Annotated in this window: 20 protein-coding genes; 12 read left to right on the top strand and 8 right to left on the bottom strand. The window is 72.0% G+C overall.

Going from position 1 to position 19,694, the window contains the following annotated elements; all coding sequences use genetic code 11:
- Positions 1-471: 471 nt before the first annotated feature.
- Entirely contained in the window at positions 472-1,494 is a 1,023-nt protein-coding gene (locus tag AB0M73_RS26485) for an LLM class F420-dependent oxidoreductase (RefSeq protein ID WP_363895453.1), read from the bottom strand.
- Positions 1,491-1,979, bottom strand: coding sequence for a nuclear transport factor 2 family protein (locus AB0M73_RS26480; protein WP_363895450.1), 489 nt, complete (start codon positions 1,977-1,979; stop codon positions 1,491-1,493). The genes AB0M73_RS26485 and AB0M73_RS26480 overlap by 4 nt, the downstream gene beginning before the upstream one ends.
- 301 nt (positions 1,980-2,280) lie before the next feature.
- Between AB0M73_RS26480 and AB0M73_RS26475 the strand changes: the two genes are divergently transcribed.
- Positions 2,281-2,862 carry a PadR family transcriptional regulator gene (locus tag AB0M73_RS26475; protein ID WP_043723326.1) on the top strand — a complete coding sequence of 194 codons (582 nt, stop codon included), beginning with the start codon at positions 2,281-2,283 and terminating at the stop codon, positions 2,860-2,862.
- A gap of 210 nt (positions 2,863-3,072) precedes the next feature.
- On the opposite strand, the gene AB0M73_RS26470 is transcribed toward AB0M73_RS26475, so the two are convergent.
- The 4 genes from AB0M73_RS26470 to AB0M73_RS26455 all read right to left on the bottom strand — a co-directional run bounded on the left by AB0M73_RS26470 (position 3,073) and on the right by AB0M73_RS26455 (position 8,292).
- A complete protein-coding gene (locus AB0M73_RS26470; RefSeq protein ID WP_363895446.1) occupies positions 3,073-5,100 on the bottom strand; it encodes a S9 family peptidase in 2,028 nt (675 codons plus the stop codon).
- A 2-nt stretch (positions 5,101-5,102) separates the two neighbouring features.
- Positions 5,103-6,080, bottom strand: coding sequence for a UDP-glucose 4-epimerase GalE (gene galE, locus AB0M73_RS26465; RefSeq protein ID WP_363895443.1), 978 nt, complete (start codon positions 6,078-6,080; stop codon positions 5,103-5,105).
- Between the two features lie 254 nt (positions 6,081-6,334).
- Positions 6,335-7,597, bottom strand: coding sequence for a galactokinase (gene galK, locus AB0M73_RS26460; protein ID WP_363895440.1), 1,263 nt, complete (start codon positions 7,595-7,597; stop codon positions 6,335-6,337).
- On the bottom strand, positions 7,594-8,292 hold the full coding sequence (locus AB0M73_RS26455; RefSeq protein ID WP_363895437.1) for a metal-dependent transcriptional regulator: 699 nt from the start codon (positions 8,290-8,292) through the stop codon (positions 7,594-7,596). The genes galK and AB0M73_RS26455 overlap by 4 nt, the downstream gene beginning before the upstream one ends.
- Before the next feature lie 327 nt (positions 8,293-8,619).
- On the opposite strand from AB0M73_RS26455, the gene AB0M73_RS26450 reads away from it, so the two are divergent.
- Complete coding sequence (locus AB0M73_RS26450; protein ID WP_363895434.1) at positions 8,620-9,474, top strand: sulfurtransferase; 855 nt, start codon at positions 8,620-8,622, stop codon at positions 9,472-9,474.
- 343 nt (positions 9,475-9,817) lie between these two features.
- On the top strand, positions 9,818-10,843 hold the full coding sequence (locus tag AB0M73_RS26445) for a hypothetical protein (protein ID WP_363895431.1): 1,026 nt from the start codon (positions 9,818-9,820) through the stop codon (positions 10,841-10,843).
- Between the two features lie 61 nt (positions 10,844-10,904).
- On the opposite strand, the gene AB0M73_RS26440 is transcribed toward AB0M73_RS26445, so the two are convergent.
- Positions 10,905-11,243 (bottom strand): hypothetical protein, encoded by a 339-nt coding sequence (locus AB0M73_RS26440; protein WP_363895428.1) that lies wholly within the window; start codon positions 11,241-11,243, stop codon positions 10,905-10,907.
- A 65-nt stretch (positions 11,244-11,308) separates the two neighbouring features.
- Here AB0M73_RS26440 and AB0M73_RS26435 point away from each other — a divergent pair, with 65 nt between their 5' ends.
- Positions 11,309-12,457, top strand: a complete 1,149-nt coding sequence (locus AB0M73_RS26435; RefSeq protein WP_363895426.1) for an acetoin utilization protein AcuC — start codon at positions 11,309-11,311, stop codon at positions 12,455-12,457.
- Between the two features lie 4 nt (positions 12,458-12,461).
- Positions 12,462-15,071, top strand: a complete 2,610-nt coding sequence (locus tag AB0M73_RS26430; RefSeq protein ID WP_363895423.1) for a GNAT family N-acetyltransferase — start codon at positions 12,462-12,464, stop codon at positions 15,069-15,071.
- Here AB0M73_RS26430 and AB0M73_RS26425 read toward each other — a convergent pair.
- Positions 15,061-15,507 carry a pyridoxamine 5'-phosphate oxidase family protein gene (locus AB0M73_RS26425; protein ID WP_363895420.1) on the bottom strand — a complete coding sequence of 149 codons (447 nt, stop codon included), beginning with the start codon at positions 15,505-15,507 and terminating at the stop codon, positions 15,061-15,063. The genes AB0M73_RS26430 and AB0M73_RS26425 overlap by 11 nt on opposite strands.
- A 23-nt stretch (positions 15,508-15,530) precedes the next feature.
- Here AB0M73_RS26425 and AB0M73_RS26420 point away from each other — a divergent pair, with 23 nt between their 5' ends.
- The 7 genes from AB0M73_RS26420 (at position 15,531) to AB0M73_RS26390 (ending at position 19,581) form a co-directional block, all read left to right on the top strand.
- The gene (locus AB0M73_RS26420; protein ID WP_043723337.1) at positions 15,531-16,289 is read left to right on the top strand and encodes a GntR family transcriptional regulator; all 759 of its coding nucleotides are present in this window, start codon (positions 15,531-15,533) and stop codon (positions 16,287-16,289) included.
- An 87-nt stretch (positions 16,290-16,376) separates the two neighbouring features.
- On the top strand, positions 16,377-16,922 hold the full coding sequence (locus AB0M73_RS26415) for a DUF4328 domain-containing protein (RefSeq protein ID WP_363895417.1): 546 nt from the start codon (positions 16,377-16,379) through the stop codon (positions 16,920-16,922).
- 73 nt (positions 16,923-16,995) lie between these two features.
- Complete coding sequence (locus AB0M73_RS26410; protein ID WP_363895414.1) at positions 16,996-17,565, top strand: DUF4328 domain-containing protein; 570 nt, start codon at positions 16,996-16,998, stop codon at positions 17,563-17,565.
- Between the two features lie 99 nt (positions 17,566-17,664).
- Positions 17,665-18,618, top strand: coding sequence for an FAD-dependent monooxygenase (locus AB0M73_RS26405; RefSeq protein ID WP_363895411.1), 954 nt, complete (start codon positions 17,665-17,667; stop codon positions 18,616-18,618).
- Entirely contained in the window at positions 18,591-18,803 is a 213-nt protein-coding gene (locus AB0M73_RS26400) for a hypothetical protein (protein WP_363895408.1), read from the top strand. The genes AB0M73_RS26405 and AB0M73_RS26400 overlap by 28 nt, the downstream gene beginning before the upstream one ends.
- A gap of 32 nt (positions 18,804-18,835) precedes the next feature.
- On the top strand, positions 18,836-19,162 hold the full coding sequence (locus tag AB0M73_RS26395; RefSeq protein ID WP_363895405.1) for a metalloregulator ArsR/SmtB family transcription factor: 327 nt from the start codon (positions 18,836-18,838) through the stop codon (positions 19,160-19,162).
- The gene (locus AB0M73_RS26390; RefSeq protein ID WP_363895402.1) at positions 19,159-19,581 is read left to right on the top strand and encodes an SRPBCC family protein; all 423 of its coding nucleotides are present in this window, start codon (positions 19,159-19,161) and stop codon (positions 19,579-19,581) included. The genes AB0M73_RS26395 and AB0M73_RS26390 overlap by 4 nt, the downstream gene beginning before the upstream one ends.
- Positions 19,582-19,694: the final 113 nt, after the last annotated feature.

Below are 19,694 nucleotides of genomic sequence, written 5' to 3'. Positions count from 1 at the left end.
CCCCGCCACCACTTCCACCTGCTCGCGGGCTGTTTGCCGCTGGAGCGCGGTGAACACCCTCGGCGTTGCCTTCTGTCGGCCTGGTCAGCCGGCAGAGGAGATCCCGGACCACCCGCTGCCGGCTCCCCCCTTCGCCGGCGCGGTGGTCCGGGGACCGGTGGGGATCCCGTGCGTCAGTGGGAACGGGATCCCCACCGTGCGGATCCTTGTGACCACAGGACCGTCCTGGTCGGTGAGTGTGCTTTCGCCGGCGGGATCGGATCCGGAACACCGCCGGCGCGGCCCCTGCCCGTCGCGGCGTGCGGTGAGCCGGTGGACCGGGGTCCGTTCGCGGGTGACTGCGGGCCTCGGGCTCAGCTTCCCGGTCCGGCACCGTGGTCTCCTCCCCGTTCACGGCGTCGGGTCGGGACGGGCCGGGGCCCGTCCGATGGTGGACGGGCCCCGGGAACTTCATGGAAAGGTGGTGGTGCGTCAGGAGAACAGCTCGGCGACCTTGCGCACGGCAGTCACGTCACCCTGCACCAGCAGGGTGGTGATCACGGTCTCCTCCCAGGCCGGCAGCTCGTCGCGGATCTTGGCGGCGGGGCCGATCAGCGCCAGGTCCTCGACCATCCTGGTGGGCACGGCGGCGATCGCCGCCTTCTTGTCGCCGGCCAGGTACAGGTCCTGGATGCGGTCGCACTCGGCCTCGTAGCCGAGGCGGGCGATGGCGTCCCGATGGAAGTTGGCGCCCTTCGCGCCCATGCCGCCGATGTAGAGGGCGAGCATGGGGCGGATGAAGTCCGCGGCCTGCTCCACATCGTCGTGCACCAGCACCGGCACGCTCGCGGCGACCTCGAAGTCGTCGAGGGTGTGCCGGGCGCCGGGGCGGCCGAAGCCCTCGGCCAGTGCGGCGCGGAAGAAGCCGTCGACCTTGGGCGAGTAGAACAGCGGCAGCCAGCCGTCGGCGATCTCGGCGGCCAGCGCCACGTTCTTCGGGCCCTCCGCGGCCAGGAAGATCGGGATCTGGGGGCGCATCGGGTGCACGGTTGACTTGAGCGGCTTGCCGAGGCCGGTGCCGCCCGGGTACGGCAGCTGGAAGAACTCGCCCTGGTGCTCGACGGTCTCGCGGGCGACGACCTTGCGCACGATGTCGATGTACTCGCGGGTGCGGGCCAGCGGGCGCGGGTAGGGCTGGCCGTACCAGCCTTCCACGACCTGCGGGCCGGACGCGCCGAGGCCGAGCACGAAACGGCCGCCGGACAGGTGGTCCAGGGTGATCGCGGCCATGCCGGCGGCGGCCGGGGTGCGGGCCGACATCTGCATGATGTTGGTGGCCAGTTTGATGTTCTTGGTCGCCGCGCCCCACCAGGCAAGCGGGGTGAGCGCGTCGGAGCCGTAGGCCTCGGCGGTCCACACCGAGTCGAAACCGAGGCGGTCGGCCTCGATCACGGCCTCGGCGACGCCCGCCGGCGGTCCGGACGACCAGTACCCGGTGTGGTAGCCCAGCTTCACTGCTGACCTCCTGCCTGCGGGGCCGGCACGACGCCGTCGGCGACGAGGCCGGCGAACACGGCTTCGCTGAGCGCCATGGCGGCGGACTGCGGCCGCACCATCACGGTAAACGTGGCGATCCTGCCCTCGTCGTCGAACTGCAGCATGTCGACGCCGTGGATCTGCTTGTCGCCGACCCGGGCGCGGAACACCAGCACGCACGAGTCCGCGTCACCGTCGAGGTCGCCGGTCAGCTCGCCGACGTAGCGGAAGTCCTCGAACGTGCGCATCAGCACCGCGAACAGGGCGCCGACGGTGGCGATGCCCTCGAACGGGCGGAACTTCACCGGGCTGTGGAAGACGATGTCGTCGCGGAACAGGCCGACGATCGTGGCGTGGTCGCCCTGCTCGACCGCCGCGCGCAGTCGGGCGACCGCCCGCGTCGTCGGCGTGCCCGCGGTCGCGGAGTCGGCGGCCTGGGTCTCGACCGCTGGGGTGGTGGACACGGTGGGGCCTCCCTGAGCGCCGTCCATAGTCATAAAATTGACTAGTCGCAGTCTTGCGTAGGGTGGCCGCGCCGGTCAAGGATCGGAGCGACCGGATCGGAGCGCCGGAAGGGGTTGGCCGCCCGGGTGAGATACCGCCCTGGCTTCGGCAGAGCCGCCCTCGGCAGAGCCAGCCTGGCTGGGACGGCTTGGTCGGGATGGCCCGGTTGGGATGGCCCGGTTGGGATGGCTTGGCAGGGATGGCCCGGTCGGGAGGGCTCAGTCGGGTGGCGTGTGTGGGCGGGAGACGGGAGGGTGGCCGATGGCGTTGCGGCACGCGGTGCTGGCCGTGCTGCTCGGGGGCGAGTTCAGCGGCTATCAGCTGGCCAAGGTGTTCGACACCGGGGTGGCCAACTTCTGGTACGCCTCGCCGCAGCAGTTGTACGGCGAGCTCGCCAAGTTGGAGCGGGCCGGGCTGGTCGACGGGGAGTTGGTGATCCAGCTCGATCGGCCCAACAAGCGCGTCTACACCGTCACGGAGGCGGGGGTGGCCGAGCTGGTGCGCTTCGCCGAGGCGGAGGCCAAGCCGGCGGTGATTCGGGATGACCTGTTGGTGAAGGTGCACGCCGTGGATCGGACCGATGCCGATGCGGTCGTGGCCCGGCTGGAGGAACGCGCGGTGCAGGCGGCGGCCAAGGCGGAGCTGTTCGACGGCACCCTGCGGGCCCTGCGCGGAGACCTGGACGAGGACACCTTCCTCGCAACGGGGGAACGTATCGGCCCCTATCTGACCTGCCTGCGGGGGCGGCGGTTCGAGCAGGAGAACGTGGACTGGTGCCGCCGCAGCGCCGGGCTGATCCGGGCCCGTTGGGGTGCGGAGATGCGGGACCCCGGCGTGAGTTAGTCGCTGGGTTGTGTTCGGCTGCCGGGCTGCGGCCGGGGCCTGGGATGGCGCGGCGCTGAGGGTGGGTTCAGCCGTTGGGGTGCGGTGAGGGGCAGGGTGGCGTGGGCCTGTGGTTGGGAAGCACCAAGGCCCGCCGGGGGATGGGCCGGCGGGCCTTGGGACTGCTGGGTTTCCGAGTGAACCGACCCGGGCGGATCAGCCGGGGACAGGTCAGATGAGGGCGGGGCGTTCCCACTTCTCGCCGAGGACGTGCTCGGCGAGGAAGGCCAGCACGGTCTCGTACCAGACCTTGGAGTTGCCGGGCGTGAGGATCCAGTGGTTCTCGGTGGGGTAGTACAGGAACTTCGAGGGCACGCCGTGGCGGACGAGGTCGAAGTACAGCCGGATGCCCTCGCCGATGGGGACGCGGTAGTCCTTGTCGCCGTGGATGACCAGCATGGGCGTGCTGATGTCGGCGACGCGCAGGTGGGGCGAGTTGGCCAGGATGCGCTCGGTGGAGCGCAGGGGGTCGGTCATCTCCCGCATCCAGTAGTAGGACGCGTCGGTGACGCCGGTGAAGGCTTCGAGGTTCCACAGGGAGGCGTGGGTGACGATGGCGTCGAAGCGATCGGTCTGGGTGGCTACCCAGTTGGCCATGTAGCCGCCGAAGGAGCCGCCCATGGCGGCGGTGCGGCCCTCGTCGATGTCGGGGCGCTCGACGGTGACGTCGGTGATGGCCATGAGGTCGGTGAAGGGAGCGGCGCCCCAGGCGCCCCACCCGGCCTGGATCATGTCGCGGCCGTAGCCGGTGGACAGGGCGGGGTCGGGCATCAGGACGGCGTAGCCCCGGGCGACCAGGAGCCACGGGTTCCAACGCCAGGACCAGCCGTTGTTGCTCATCATGGGCCCGCCGTGGATCCACAGCGTCAACGGCGCGGGGGAGTCGGCGGAGGCGCCGGCGGGCAGGGCGAGCCAGGCCCGGACGGTGCGGCCGTCGGAGACGGTGGTCTCGACCTCGGTGAGGGTGCCGGGCAGCGAGTCGACGACGCCGGGAGCAGGCAGGGCGACGGGGTCCTGCTCGACGGCGACGGGGTCGAGCCGAACGGGCTGAGCGGGGTGGGCGATGGAGTCCCGCAGCGCGTACACGGCGGAGCCGTCGGCAGCGACGCAGACCTCGCTGTAGTGGCCCTCGCCGGTGAGCCGGGTGACCTCGCCGGACGCCAGGTCGACGCGCCACACGGGACGCGGGCCGAGCCGGTCGCCGGTGAAGTACACGGACTGCCCGTCGGGCGAGACGACGGGACTCTCGCTCCAGTCGGGGAAGTCGGCCACGAGCTGCCGCACGGCGCCGTCGGCCAGGGTGACGAGCACGATCTCGTAGTGCGGGCACTCCTGCTCGGTGGACTCGGTGGCCCGCATGGCGACGACGCCGGAGGAGTCGGGCAGCCAGACGGCGCCGAAGAAGCCGTAGGCGGGACCGTCGCCGAGGCTGCGGTCGGCGGCGAGCTCGCGGTCGCCCGTGCCGTCGGCGCGCACGACGCGAAGCGTGTCGCGCCGGCCGTAGGCGGCGGAGAGCGCCTCGTCGGCGTTGTAGGCGATCCACTGGCCGTCGGGGCTGACGGCGGCGCCCGAGACGGGGGACGGCACGTCCCGGGTGAGTTCGACGACCTCGGTGACCCGCTCGTCGCCGGTGATGGCGGCGGCGGAGACGATCCGCGGCTTGTCGGGCCCGAGGTCGTGGTCCCAGTAACGGACGGGGTAGGACTCGTGCAGGATCGCGGTCACGCCGGCGTCCTCGCGGGCCTTGCGGCGCTCCTTGTCCTCGTCGCCGACGCCGGCGCCGTGCAGGGCGGCGGTGGTGATGGCCAGGGTGCCGGCGTCACGGGCGACGGACACGGCGGAGACGCCGCCACGCGGGGCGTACACCTGCCGGGCCTCGCCGACGGGCGGCAGCAGCCACAGCGCGGAGGCCTCCTTCTCGTCGCCGGGCTTGGACTCGGCGTCGGTGCGGGAGGTCACGAACAGCACGGAGCCGTCGGGCGTGAACACGGGCGAGGACTCGCCCTTGGCGGCGCGGGTGAGGCGGCGGGCCGGGCGGGAGCCGGCCGGGTCGACCTCCCACAGCGCGGACTGCCACGTCTTGCCGTCCGGCGCGACCTCGGCGACGGTGGCCACGAGCCGCGTGCCGTCCGGGGACAGCGCGAGCGAGCCGATCCGCGGCAGCTTGGCCACGGCGTCCAGATCGGTGAAGTCGGTCATGGTCATTCCCCCCGCCCGGCGCTGGCGAACGTCCACGCGTCGCCGACGATCGACGTCAGGTCCTCGTGCTTGGGCTGCCAGCCCAGCTCCTGCCGGGCCCGCTCGCTGGACGCGACCAGCACGGCCGGGTCGCCGGCGCGGCGCGGGGCCACCTCGGCGGGGATCGCGTGGCCGGTCACCTGGCGGCAGGTGTCGATGACCTGCTTCACCGAGAAGCCGAAGCCGCTGCCCAGGTTGTAGATGTTGTGCCGGCCGGGCTTGGCGTTCTCCATGGCCAGCAGGTGCGCCTCGGCCAGGTCCAGCACGTGGATGTAGTCACGGACGCAGGTGCCGTCCTCGGTGGGCCAGTCGTCGCCGTACATCTGGACCTTCTCGCGCTGGCCGAGGGCGACCTGGAGCACGATGGGGATCAGGTGCGTCTCCACGGTGTGCCGCTCGCCGAGCTGCTGCACGCCCGGGGCCACGTAGGCGCCGGCCACGTTGAAGTAGCGCAGGCTCACGCCGGCCAGGCCGTGGGCGGCGGCGAACGAGGTGATGGCGAAGTCGATGGCCAGCTTGGTGGCGCCGTAGGTGTTGGTGGGACGGGTCGGCGCCGTCTCGACGATCGGCACCTGCTCGGGCTCGCCGTAGGTGGCGGCGGTGGAGGAGAACACCAGCCGCTGGGTGCCGTTGTCCCGCATCGCCTCGAGCAGCCGCAGCGAGGTGACGACGTTGCCGTTCCAGTACTTGGCCGGGTCCTGCATGGACTCGCCGACCAGCGACTTGGCCGCGCAGTGCAGCACGCCGTCGAAGCCCTCGGCCAGCAGCGGCCCGGCCACCTCGGCGATATCGCCCTCGACGAAGCGCGCCCCCTCGGGGACGGCGTCCGCGTGCCCGGTGGACAGGTCGTCCACCACCACAACCTCGTGGCCGGCCTCGACCAGCCGCGCGGCGCTCACGCTTCCGACATAGCCAGCTCCGCCGGTGACGACCAGCTTCACGCGTTTCCGCCTCTCGATTCAACGTGCATGGAGTGATCTTGGTGCAGGGGGCCGGGTTCGGATCCGGCCTGGGGCAACTGTGCAGCGGGGCGTGTGGGGTCCGGGTTCGGTTCGGCCGAAGGCCGGGCAGAACCGGGCCGATCGACGGGGGCTCGGTCGGGAAATCCGGGACCGGCCCGAGACGCGAGGCTCGGGCCGGCACGGAGACCGGATTCGGCGCCGGGACCGGGACGCTGTGGATTTGGAGGGGCGGGTTACTCGTCGCGGCCGGCGCCGGGGGAGGGGACGCCGACGAAGAGACGGGGCGGGGTGAGGGAGTGGGCGGCGTAGGCGTCCAGGACGGCCTGCTCGACGGCGGGGCGGGAGGAGGCATGGACCAAGGCGATGGCGGAGCCGCCGAAGCCGCCGCCGATCATGCGGGCGCCGAGGGCGCCGGCGGAGAGGGCGGCGTCGACGGCGACGTCGAGCTCCAGGCAGGAGACCTGGTAGTCGTCGCGGAGGCTGAGGTGCGAGGCCGTGAGCTCGGGACCGATCTGGTCGAGGCGGCCGGACTTGAGCTTGCCGACGACGGACAGGACGCGGGCGTTCTCGGTGACGACGTGGCGGACCAGCGGCTTGAGCTCGGTGGGGAGGGCGTCCAGGGCGGCGTCGAGATCGGTGATCTCCCGTAGGGACGGGAGGCCCAACAGCGAAGCGGCCTGCTCGCAGCCGCGGCGGCGCTCGCCGTAGCCGGAGTCGACGAGGGCGTGCTTGGCCCGGGTGTCGATGACGAGCACCTCGAGACCGGCGGCCTCGGCGTCGAAGGGGACCTGCTCGGACTCGCCGGAGCGAACATCGAGGAACAGGACGTGGCCGGCGACGCAGCACAGGGACGCGGTCTGGTCGAGCAGGCCGGTCATGGCGCCGACGAAGTCGTTCTCGGTGCGCTGCACGAGCCGGGCGATCTCGGGCCGGGTGGGGGTGCCGGGCTGGTCGACCTCACGGCCGGCGAGGCCGAGCAGCGCGAGGGCGGTGGCGCACTCCAGGGCGTGGGACGAGGAGAGGCCGGCGCCGGTGGGCACGTTGCCGGAGACGACGAGGTCGGCGCCGGAGAGGTCGATGCCGTGCTCACGAAGCGACCACGCCACGCCGGCGGGGTAGGCGGCCCAACCGGACACGTCGCCGGGCGCCACGGAGGCGATGACGACGGGGTCGGCGGCCTGGAGCTGCCCGTCGTCGCCGAGGGTGGCGACGGTCAGCACGCCGTCGGTGCGGGGGGAGGCGGCGACCGCGGCCCGGTGGGGCAGGGCGAAGGGCGCCACGAAGCCGTTGTTGTAGTCGGTGTGCTCGCCGATGAGGTTGACGCGGCCGGGCGCGGACCACACCCCCGCGGGGGCGTGGCCGTGCAGCTCGGTGAACGCCTTGGCGGCCTTCTGGACGACGGGGGTCTGGGGGCCCGGCCCCCAGGTGTTACCGGGGCGGGCGCTCTGGTTCGCGCTTTCCGTGAACACACCTCGGCCGGCGTTCGACCCGCTCACCGTGCGGTGACCAGGACGGCGTGGGCGACGGAGGCGTCGATCTTGGCCACGGCGCCGAGGCCGTGCACCTCCACCACCGCGGCGGCGGCGGGGCCGCCCTGCACCTGCACGGTGTTGCCCGGGATCAGGCCGACCGTCTTCAACTCCGCCATCAGCTCCTCGTCGATCTGCACGTGCTCGGCGATGCGCCGGACCTCGACCTGTCCGCCGCCGCGCCGGGCGACCTCGTCCACCCGGACCAGCCCGGGCTCGGGGGAGGGGGCGGGCTTGCCGCCCTCGCCCAGCTTGTCCAAACCGGGAATGGGGTTGCCGTAGGGCGAGGTGGTGGGGTGCCCGAGCAGCGCCACCAGCTTGCGCTCGACGGCCTCGCTCATGACGTGTTCCCAACGGCAGGCCTCGGCGTGCACCTGCTCCCACTCGAGCCCGATCACGTCGACGAGCAGCCGCTCGGCCAGCCGGTGCTTGCGCATGACGGCGATGGCCAGCTCACGGCCGGCGTCGGTGAGTTCGAGGTGGCGGTCGCCGGCGACGACGAGCAGGCCGTCGCGCTCCATGCGGGCCACGGTCTGGCTGACCGTGGGGCCGCTCTGGGCCAGGCGCTCGGCGATGCGGGCGCGCAGCGGGACCACGCCCTCTTCCTCGAGCTCGTAGATGGTGCGGAGGTACATCTCGGTGGTGTCGATGAGGTCGTTCACCAAGACTCCAATCGGCGGAGGCTGCGGCCTGCAGGCCGGGCAGGAGCCGATCCGATGGTAACTGGCCGCCGGGGCGGCCGGGACTGTCGGTGGCTGTGGTCGATGCGCTTGGGACAGCCGGCCGGGCGGCGTCGCGAACTGGTCATCGGGGCCGCCTCCGTTCCGCTTCTCCGGCGTGGGCGCGCCCCCGTGTCTCCGGGGTCGCGAGGTCGCCACAGTCGTTCCCGCACGTGTGACGTCAATATTAGTGGGTGCCACCGACAGGCACGGCGGCATATCCGGCGCGTCACCTCGCGGTGGCCCACGGCGACCGGGCAGGATGCGGTCGTGCGCGCCTTGATCTCCACTGCCGAACTGGCCGGGCTCGACCGGACGCCCGTGCTGCTGGACGTGCGCTGGCGGCTGGCCGGCCCGCCGGCCGTCGAGGACTACCGGGCCGGGCACCTGCCGGGCGCCGTGTTCGTGGATCTGGACCGCGACCTGGCGGCCGAGCCGGGTGCGGGCGGCCGTCATCCGCTGCCGACCCCGGAGCTGCTCCAGGCGGCGCTGCGGGCCGCGGGCGTGCGGCGAAATCACCCGGTCGTGGCGTACGACGCGGGCGACGGCTCCACGGCGGCGCGGGCGTGGTGGCTGCTGCGATGGGCCGGCCACGAGCAGGTGGCGGTGCTGGACGGCGGCTACGCGGCCTGGACGGCGGAGGGCCGCCCGGTCAGCACCGAGACGCCGAGCCCGGAGGCGGGCGACATCGAGGTCGACCCGGGCCATATGCCGGTGCTGGACGCCGACGAGGCGGCGGAGCTGGCCCGCACGGGTGTGCTGCTGGACGCCCGCGCGCCGGAGCGGTACCGCGGCGACGTGGAGCCGATCGACCCGAGGGCCGGGCACATCCCGGGCGCGGTGAACGCCCCGTTCGCCGGCCACCTCGATCAGGACGGCCGCTGGCACACGCCGGCGGAGCTGGCCGACCGGTTCGTCCGCCTCGGCGTCAAGGAAGGCCAGGTCGGCGCCTACTGCGGGTCGGGCGTGACGGCGTCCTCGGTGGTGCTGGCGCTGGAGGTGGCGGGCCTCGGCGCGGCGCCGCTGTACGCCGGGTCGTGGTCGCACTGGTGCGTGGACCCCGAGCGCCCGGTGGAAACAGTGTCTTTGGCGCCGCCTTCGGCGTCGCGGCTCGGCCGCTCCTGACCGGTCTGTGCTTTTGCCGCGCGTTCCGCGCGGGGGCTCGGCCGCTCGTGACCGGTGCCTTCCCTGGCCGGATTTAACCCGCCGCGTTGGCTTGGGTGGTGGGTCGGGTCGGGTGGCGGCGGGTGAAATCCGGCGACGGTCCAGGCACCGGCGCGGCCGAGCGGTCTCTCAGCCGACGGTAGAAACAGGTTGACCCGTGCCGCACCATGAAGATGTGAGCGGCCACAAGCGATTTCGATACCCCTCGGTATCCCGGGGGCGTTGAGTCGCGCGTTCTGACGGGGGAGCCGAGGGGGCTCGCGGCCACCAACCCCAGCTCACGTCGGGACCTGCCATGAAGCTCATGACCGCTGACCAGGTGCGTGCGGCGCTGTCCGTGCGCGACCTCACCGACCCCAACCACGGCCCGCACGCGATGCAGCTGCTGCTCGACGAGATCGAGCGGGCGGTCGCGGACTGGGCCGGAATTCCCGTGCGAAGGCATCGCGGCAGTCCCGTGGTGCCGACGGCGGACAACTACGACCGCCTCGGCTACCCGGCCGACGCGGTGGCCCGGAACGCCCGCTATTCCCGTTACCTGAGGCCGGATCTGATGCTGCGGGCGCACACGACGGCGATGGTGCCGCCGCTGTTGGACGGCCTCGACGGCGAGGCGCTGCTGAGCTGCCCGGGCATGTGCTACCGCCGTGACGCCATCGACCGCCAGCATGTCGGCCAGCCGCACCAACTGGATCTCTGGCTGGCCCGGGAAGGCCTGGCGGACAAGGATTTCCACGACATGGCCCAGGTGGTCGTGACAGCGGCGATCCCGGGCGCCCACGCCGAGCTGACGCCGTCCGACCATCCCTACACCGTGCGGGGCAAGGAGATCCGGGTGGACGGCATGGAGGTCGGCGAAGGTGGACCGGCCCGTCCGGATCTGTGCCACGGCCTGGCGATGGGACTGGGTCTGGACCGGCTTCTCATGCTGCGCAAGGGAATCGACGACATCCGCCTGCTGCGCTCGACCGAGCCCAGGATCGCCGGGCAGTTGCTGGACCTGAAGCCGTACCGAAAGGTGTCCATGCAACCGCCGATCCGCCGGGACCTGTCGGTGGCGGTGCCGCCGGACATGGACGCGGAGGAGCTGGGCGCGGCGGTGCGGGAGGCACTGGGCCCGGACGCGCACATCGTGGAGGAGATCCAGGTGCTGTCCGAGACGGCGGGCGAACTCCTGCCGCCGGTCGCCCGGGACCGGCTGGGGCTGCGCGCGGGCGAGAAGAACGTGCTGCTCCGCGTGGTGCTGCGGGACCTGGAGCGGACGCTGACCGACGCCCGTGCCAACGCGCTACGGGACACCGTGCACCGGGCGGTGCACGGCGACCGCTGAGGGTGCGCCGCCGATGGTGTGCCGGTGGGCCACGGCCAGGCCCACCGGCACCATCAGCGGACTACTCCTCCTGGCCTGACTCGCTCCGTTCGCGGAGGGCCAGCGGCGCGCCCGCCAGGTCCTCCTCGTTGCAGAGCAGCTTGACGTCGTAGTACGGCGCGCTGGGCGTGTCGTCGTAGTCCAGGTGGATGGCGATGACGTCGATCGGCTCGCCGAGCCACTGCTGAGCCTGGCGCAGCCAGGACGCGGCCCGCTCCAGTGCCGTTGGAAGGTCGTCGTCCCGGAACTCGACGGGACGGTAGGGGACCCCTTGCACCTGGTCCTTCTGATTGTTCGGGCGGGGCAGGTCGACACCGACTCCGGAGTCATCGAGATCCAGGCGGATCAGTTCCTCACTCACCCCTCAAGAGTCCACCAGTCAGGCATACCCGGGCAACCCCGGCGCGTTACGCCTACCTTGTGGTCATGGGCAAGCTTGCCGGGGTCGTGTGGGACGACACGCTGCTGGGCTACGACATGGGGGCCGAGCATCCGCTCAATCCGATCCGCCTTGACCTGACGATGGGGCTGGCGCGGGCGCTGGGCGTGCTGGAGGGCGTGACGCCGGTGAAGCCGGCCGGAGCCACCGAGGAAGAGGTCTTACGGGTTCACTCGGCCGAGTACATGGCGGCGGTGAGGGCCGCGCCGACCTCGCCGGTGGACGTGGGGCACGGCCTGGGCACACCGGACAACCCGGTGTTCGCGGGCATGCACGAGGCGGCCAGCCTGGTGCTGGGATCGTCGCTGGCGGCCGCTGAGCTGCTGTTGTCGGGCGAGACCGACCGCGTGGTCAACATCGGCGGCGGGCTGCACCACGCGATGCGCGACGAGGCCGCCGGTTTTTGCGTGTACAACGACTGCGTGGGGGCGATCGACCGGCTGCTGGACCGCGGCGTCGAGCGGGTGGCCTACGTCGACACGGACGTGCACCACGGCGACGGCGTGCAGGCGGCGTTCTACGACGACCCGCGCGTGCTGACGATCTCCCTGCACCAGCACCCGGCGACGCTGTTTCCCGGGACCGGTTACGCCCGTGAGCTGGGCGCCGGCGACGCGTACGGCACGTCCGTGAACCTGCCGCTGCCCCCGGGCACCACGGACGAGCACTGGCTGCGCGCGTTCCACGCGGTCGTGCCGTCGCTGCTGCGTGCGTTCCGGCCGCAGGTGCTGGTGACGCAGTGCGGCGTGGACACGCACCGGGACGACCCGCTGGCCCATCTCGGGTTGACGGTGGACGGCCACCGCGCGATCTACCAGGCGCTGCGGGAGCTGGCCGTCGAGCACGGCGGCCGCTGGCTGGCCGTGGGCGGTGGCGGTTACCAGCTGCGGCGCGTGGTGCCGCGCTCCTGGACGCACCTGCTGGCCACGGCGCTGGACCGCGACATCCCCGTGAAGACCGAGCTGCCGGGCGACTGGGCGCAGCGGCTGGGCGTGCCGGACATGACCGACGGCGGCGGCACGGGGTTCCAGCGCTGGTCCGGCGGTGGCGGCGACCCGGTGGACATGGCGGTGCTCGGCACGCGTCGCGCGGTGTTCCCGCTGTTCGGGCTCGACCCCGACGATCCGAGAGACTGACGCCGTGGACCCGTACGACTACCCGAGGCACTGGGAAGCCGATGTCGTGCTGTCCGACGGCGGCACCGTCCACCTGAGACCGATCACCCCGGACGACGCGGACCGGCTGCTGGCCTTCCACGGCCGGCTGTCCGAGCGCACGCGCTACTTCCGCTACTTCGGGCCGTATCCGCGGATGCCGCAGCGGGACCTGGAGAGGTTCAGCACGGTCGACCACAGCGACCGCGTGGCGTTCGTGGCCATGCTGGGCCACGACATCGTCGCCGTGGGCCGCTACGACCGCCTGCACGACGGCGAGTCGGCCGAGGTGGCGTTCGTGGTGGAGGACCCGCACCAGGGCCGGGGGCTGGGCTCGATCCTGCTGGAGCACCTGGCCGCGGCGGCGCGGGAGAGCGGCCTGACCCGGTTCGTGGCCGAGGTGCTGGCGGAGAACGGCCAGATGGTGCGCGTGTTCCGTGACGCCGGCTACCAGATCGCGCGGTCGTTCGAGGAGGGCACGCTGCACCTGGAGTTCGCGCTGGACCCGACCGCGCAGTCGGTGGCGGTGGCGCGGTCCCGTGAGCAGGCGGCGGAGGCGCGCAGCGTGCGCAACCTGCTCACGCCGCGCTCGGTGGCGTTGATCGGGGCGTCCACGGACCACGCCAAGATCGGGCACGCGGTGTTGACGAACCTGCTGGTGGCCGACTTCGCCGGACCGGTGTACCCGGTCAACCCGGAGCACCGGTCGGTGCGCGGGGTGCGGGCCTACGCGTCGGTGCTGGACATTCCCGACGACGTCGACCTGGCGGTGGTGGCGATTCCCGCCGCCGGCATCGAGGACGTGCTGGACGCCTGTCTGGCCAAAGGCGTGAAGGCGCTGTTGGTGGTGTCGACGGTGGTGGACCGTGACGCGGAGCGGCGCCTCGTGTCGCAGGCCCGCGCGCACGGGATGCGCGTGGTGGGGCCGAACGCGCTCGGTGTCGTGAACACCGATCCCGAGGTGCGGTTGAACGCCACGCTGGCGCCGAAGCTGCCGGGCCGCGGCCGCACGGGGTTCTTCTGCCAGTCCGGCGCGCTGGGCATCGCGATTCTGGCCACGGCCGCCGAGCGCGGCCTCGGGCTGTCGACGTTCGTGTCGGCCGGCAACCGCGCGGACGTCTCGGGCAACGACCTGTTGCAGTACTGGGCGGACGATCCGGCGACCGATGTCGTGCTGCTGTATCTGGAGTCCTTCGGCAACCCGCGCAAGTTCGCCCGGCTGGCCCGGAGGTTGGGGCGCCACAAGCCGATCGTGGCCGTGAAGACGGGGCGGCACGCCGTGAACCCGGGCATGGCCGGCTTCGCTGTGCCGGTGGACGAGGCCAGCGTGCAGTCCCTGTTCGAACAGACGGGCGTGATCCGCGTCGAGTCGCTGGGGCAGCTGTTCGACACGGCCTTGCTGTTGGCCCACCAGCCGCTGCCGGCGGGGCCGCGGGTGGCGGTCGTCGGCAACTCGAACGCCATCGGGCTGTTGGCCGCGGATGCGTTGCTGTCGCAGGGTTTGGAGCTGGCGCGAGAGCCGGTGGACGTCGGCGCGCACGCGGGGCCGGAGGAGTTCGCGGAGGCGGTCCGGTCGACCGCGCAGTGCACGGACGTGGACGCGCTGGTGGTCGTGTTCGTGCCGCCGATCGCCATGCCGGCTGCCGTGTACGCCAAGGCCTTGCGTGAGGCTGTCACGGGAAAGCCCGTGGTGACAACGTTTCTGGCCGTCGAGGGCGTGCCGGACGAGCTGGCGGTGCCCGGTCCGGACGGGTCGCCGTCACGCGGCTCCGTGCCGTCCTACCCGAGTCCGGAGCGGGCGGTGTCGGCGCTGGCCCGCGCGACCCGGTACGCGCAGTGGCGGTCCCGGCCGCGCGGCGAGTTCGTGCGGCCCGAGGGCATCGACACCGAGCGGGCGCGGGAGCTGGTGCTGAAGACGTCCACCGACGAGGACGTCGTGGCTTTGCTGGCCTGCTACGGCATAGAGGTCGTGCCGTTCCGAACCGTGTCCACTGTGGACGATGCGATCGCGGCCTGCGAGGAGCTGGGCTTCCCGGTGGTGCTGAAATCCACCAGCGAGCAGCTCCGGCACCGCACGGACTTCCTTGGCCTGCGGCTGGATCTGGGCAGCGCCGACGCGGTCCGCTCGGCCTACCAGGACCTGGTCGAGGTCTCCGGGTCGGCCGAGATGTACGTGCAGCGCATGGCCCCCAAGGGCGTGTCCTGCCAGCTGGGCCTGCAGGACGACCCGTCCTTCGGCACGCTGGTCAGCTTCGGCCTCGGCGGCGTGGTCAGCGATCTGCTCGGCGACCGCGCCTACCGGGCCGTGCCGATGACCGATGAGGACGCCGCCGCGCTGGTCCGCGCCCCGAAGGCGGCGCCGCTGCTGGCCGGCTACCGCGGCGGCAGCCTGGCCGACCTGGCCGCGCTGGAGGACCTAGCGCTGCGGCTGTCGGCGCTGGCCGAGGACCTGCCGGAGGTGCGGCGGCTCGTGCTGGAGCCGGTGCTGGCCTCGGCAGCGGGGGCGTTCGTCAGCTCCGCGCGGATCACCGTCGGCGAACCGCCGTCGCAACCGGACACCGGCCCCCGCCGCCTCCGGTCGCTGATCAAGGATTAGTCGCGAACCGCACCGGTTTCACGAAGACCGCCGCGCGTCGGTCCTCGGCCATCACGCGGTCGTACTCGTCCAGGTCGTCGTGCCGGCCGCCGGCCGCGTGGTAGACGTCCCGCAGCAGCTGCCGCAGGTCCGTGACGCCGGCCAGCTCGTCGTCGGGGCCGGCGATCTCGGTCGGCCCGGACACCGAGATCCACTCCCAGCCGGCGCGGAACACCAGCGTCGCCTCGCCGTTGGCCCGCAGGTTGGCCAGCTTGGCCGTGTTGCCGCGGGACACGAACGCCACCGTCTGCTCGCCGGTGACCGGATGCGGGAACACCGCCGCGTTGAGCACCGCGACGCTCGGCTTTCCGTTGGCGCGCACGGTGACCAGCACCGCCAGCCAGTTCTCGCGACTGGCCAGCTCGGTGACCCGGCGCAACCCATCGTTTGTCTCCACACCGGTCACTCTAAGCTCGCAGCGTGCCCACGCCGTCACATCGCGCAGGGGAACCGGTCCGCGCCGGCATCCCGGAGCACGGCCGTGTGCCCCGCTACTACGCGGTCAAGACCCTGCTGCTGGGCCTGATCGAGGAGCTGGGCGAGGGCGTGGCGCTGCCGTCCGAGCGTGAGCTGGCCGAGCGGTTCGAGGTCTCGCGGGTGACGTTCCGGCAGGCGGTGAGCGAGCTCGTGCTGGAGGGGCGGCTGGTGCGCCGGCAGGGCTCCGGCACGTTCGTGGCGCCGCCGAAGCTGATGCAGCCGCTGGCCCTGGTCAGCTACACCGAGGGCATGCGCAGCCAGGGCGTGGAGCCCAGCCGCTACCTGGTCACCGCCGAGCACATGGCCGCAGACGACCGGCTCGCCGCGGACCTGGCCATCCAGCCGGGCGACCCGGCCCTGCACATCGAGCGGGTGCTGCTGGCCGATTCGGAGCGTGTCGGGCTGGAATCGACCTATCTGTCGACTCGTCGCTTTCCCGATCTGCTGTCCGCCTTCGACCCGGCCACATCGTTGTACGCGTATTTGACACACCAGGTCGGTATTGTGCTGGCGCACGCTGAGGAACGGGTGGAGACGGTGCTGGCCACCCCGCGGGAAGCGCTGCTCATCGGCACCAATCCGGCGGTGCCGATGCTGCTGCTGCACCGGCTGACCAGGGACGACGCCGGCGTGCCGGTGGAGCGCGTCCGTTCTCTGTATCGCGGTGACCGTTTCAGCTTCATCACGCAGCTGAATCTGTGACGTCGTTTCCCTGAGGTCGTGGCCAGGACCATAGGGAGAGTTGTGAGCAGAACAAGGACTTCGTCGCCGACCGCACGGGGACGGCGTGTGCCCAAGAACTGGAGGCCGGTCGGCCGGCCGGCGATCGCGGCGTCGGCGCTCATCGCGCTGGTGCTCGTGACCGATGTGCTGGAGACCGTCGCCGACGTGGCCGGCGCGGCCGCGATGGACGACGTGATGCTGTGGACCAACACCGGCTTCTTCGTGCTGGCCGCCGTCGCCTTCATCGGGTGGCTGTGGCGGGTCCGGGCCAATGCCGAATTGTTGGTCGGCCCGCACGGGCAGAGGCTGACCCGTGAGTGGGTCATCGCCGGCTGGATCTGCCCGGTGGTCAACCTCTGGTTCCCGTACCGGGTGGTGGTCGACGTGTGGCGGGCCAGTTCTCCCGACCGCGCCGACGTCCGCGACGGGCTGGTCGTGTGGTGGTGGCTGGCGTTCGTGGTGTCGTGGCTGTTCACCCGGTTCATCACGTTGGCCGGCATTGTCGACACGGTGCCACTGATCGCCGCCTGTCTGCTCGACCTGGTGTCCGGGGCGCTGGCGCTGCTGGTCGTGCGCCGCATCACCGAATGGCAGTCGCCGACCCGCGGATAACCGCTTGATCCGTGACCTTCCGTCGGTACTGTCCCCTCCGGGTCGGGGTGTGGAATACCCGGAGGGGGAAGTTGTGGAGTCGAACCACGGTGTGCCGCTGGGCGCGCCGATGTCCGCCGAGCACCGGAGCGGCCATAGCGGTTGGCAGCCGATCGGCGGCCTGGGCATCGCCGCGTCGGTGCTGATCGGTCTGGTGGCGCTGCTGGGGTCGGTGCGCACCGTCGCCCAGTTGGTCGGGAAGATCGAGCTCGCGCTGCTGTACGAGGTGCTCTACATCCTCGTCCTGGTGGCCGCCGCGGCGGTGTTCATCGTGTGGGTGCGGCGGGCCCGAGCCAACATGCATCTCGTCGCCGGCAAGCGGATGGATCGGCGGCGGGGCAGCGGCAACCGGTACCTCTGGGCCACGCGGTACGTCAGCGACGTGTGGCGGGCCAGCGGGCCGGCCGGCGCGAAAGGCGAGGGACTGGTGCTGGCCTGGTGGCTGACCTGGCTGGCCAGCAGGGTCGTCCCGGCGATCGACCGGGGCGTCGCCGACCGGTACCCGGTGGCCATCCTGTCCGTCCTGCTGGAGGCCGCGGCCGCGGTGATGGCGGTGCTGATCATCCGCAAGATCAGCCAATGGCAGGCCGTTCCTCGCTTCTGACGACGACGTCGCGGGATCTGGGCCGGCGGCTGGGCATTCCGCCGTGCCGCGGAACATTCGTCCAAGCCGGCGGCGCATCTCGGCGGCGACAGTGCGCGCATGACTGTTTCCGACGACAGCAGGAGCGCCCTGCGGATTCTCGTCTCCGGCGCGGGCGTCGCCGGTCCGGTGTTGGCGTACTGGCTCACCCGGCACGGGTTCTCCGTCACCGTCGTCGAGCGCGCGCCCGCGCTGCGCAGGACCGGCGGCCACGCGGTCGACCTGTACCGGCCCGCGATGGAGATCTCGGCCAGGATGGGTGTGCTGCCGCGCATCGAGGAGCGGGCCACCGGCACGAACCGGATGACCATTCACCGGGAGGGCACGCGGCGTCCGGTGCGGGTGGATCTCTCGAAGGTCTTCCGCGCCGCATCCGACCGGCACGTCGAGGTCATGCGCGACGACCTGAGCGAGATCTACCACGACGCCACGAGCGATGACGTCGAGTACATCTTCGGCGACTCGGTCACCGCGATCTCACCCGACGGCGAGGTGCGGTTCGGCAACACCGAGCCGCGCCGCTTCGACCTCGTCGTCGGCGCGGACGGGTTGCACTCCACCGTGCGCCGCCTCGTCTTCGGCGAGGAGTCCCGCTTCGGCGACTTCATCGGGGCCTACCTCGGGGTGCTGAGCCTGCCGAACGCCGCCGGCCTCGACGGCGAGCTGGTCATGCACGTCGGCGTCGGCCGCACCGCCGGCATGTACGGCGCACGGCACCTCGGCGATGCTCGGGCGTTGTTCCTGTTCCGCAGCGAGCGTGAGCTGGACTACCATCACCACGACGTGCCTGCGCAGAAGGCGTTGCTGCGCAATGCTTTCGACGGCCTTCACCCCGACGTGGACCGGTGGCTGGACGAACTCGACCGCACTCCGGCGTTCTACTTCGACTCGGTCACCCAGCTCCACATGGACACCTGGTCGCGGGGCCGGGTGACGCTCGTCGGCGACGCGGGGTACTGCCCCGGCCCGGCCGTCGGCGGGAGCACGTGCGAGGCAGCCACGCGGCCGCGTTGAGTGCGGCGAAAACCCTGATTCCCAAGTCCCGCCTCGGCGTGTCCGGGCTGGCCCAGGGCGCGCGCCTGGTCTCCGCCCTGCCCGCCGGCCTCGGCCGCGTCCTCCTGCGGCTCACCACCAAGAGCGGACGCGTCCACGAGGCCATGACCGTCGACGACTACCGGTCCGCAATACTTAAGGCTTGACTTGAGTGTTGATGGGGACGATACTCAAGTATGTGCTTAACCATGAGCTGGACCGGGTGTTCCAGGCCCTGGCCGACCCCACCAGACGGGGCCTGGTCGACCGCCTGACCCGCGGCCCCGCCTCGGTGAGCGAGCTGGCGGCGCCGCTGCCGATCACGCTCGCCGCGGTGGTGCAGCACCTCCAGGCGCTGGAGGCGTGCGGGCTGGTCCGCACGGAGAAGGTCGGCCGGGTGCGGACCTGCCGCATCGACCCGGCGGGCCTGCGGACGGCCGAGGACTGGCTGCACGAGCGCCGCACGGCCTGGGAGCACAAGCTCGACCGGCTCGCCGATGTGTTGGAAGAAGAGGAGAAGTCATGACCGTCAAGCACTCGACGTTCACCATCGACCGGACCTACCCGCAGCCGCCGGCCAAGGTCTTCGCCGCCTTTGCCGACCCGGCGACGAAAGCCAGCTGGCTGATGGCTCCGGGCCACCACCACGAGCTGGACTTCCGGGTCGGTGGCACGGAGATCGCCAGCGGCGGGCAGTTGCGGTTCGAGGCCACCTACCGGGACATCGTCGACGGCGAGCGGATCGTCTACGTGGCCACGCTGCACGACGGGGACAAGCTGTCCACGGTCTCGCAGACCACGGTCGAGTTCGTGGCCGAGGGCGAGGGAACCCGGCTGGTGCTGGCCGAGCAGGGTACGTACCTGGACGACATGGAACAGCCGGAATGGCGCGAGCAGGGCGTCAATTCGCAGCTCGACACGCTGGCGAAGGTGCTGGCCGAGTGAGGCCGGCGTGGCCGTCCACAGTGGACGGGGCCGCCGGCCGGGGGGCCGTGCGGGAAAAAGGGGGTGCGGACGCACAGCCCCTGGTGGGCGGTGGGGGGGGCGGGGCGGGCCCC

It is taken from the genome of Kutzneria sp. NPDC051319, from assembly GCF_040682195.1.
Taxonomy (GTDB): Bacteria; Actinomycetota; Actinomycetes; order Mycobacteriales; family Pseudonocardiaceae; genus Kutzneria.
The sequence above is the reverse complement of the archived record's forward strand: the minus strand, read 5'-3'. Positions and strand labels throughout refer to the sequence as shown.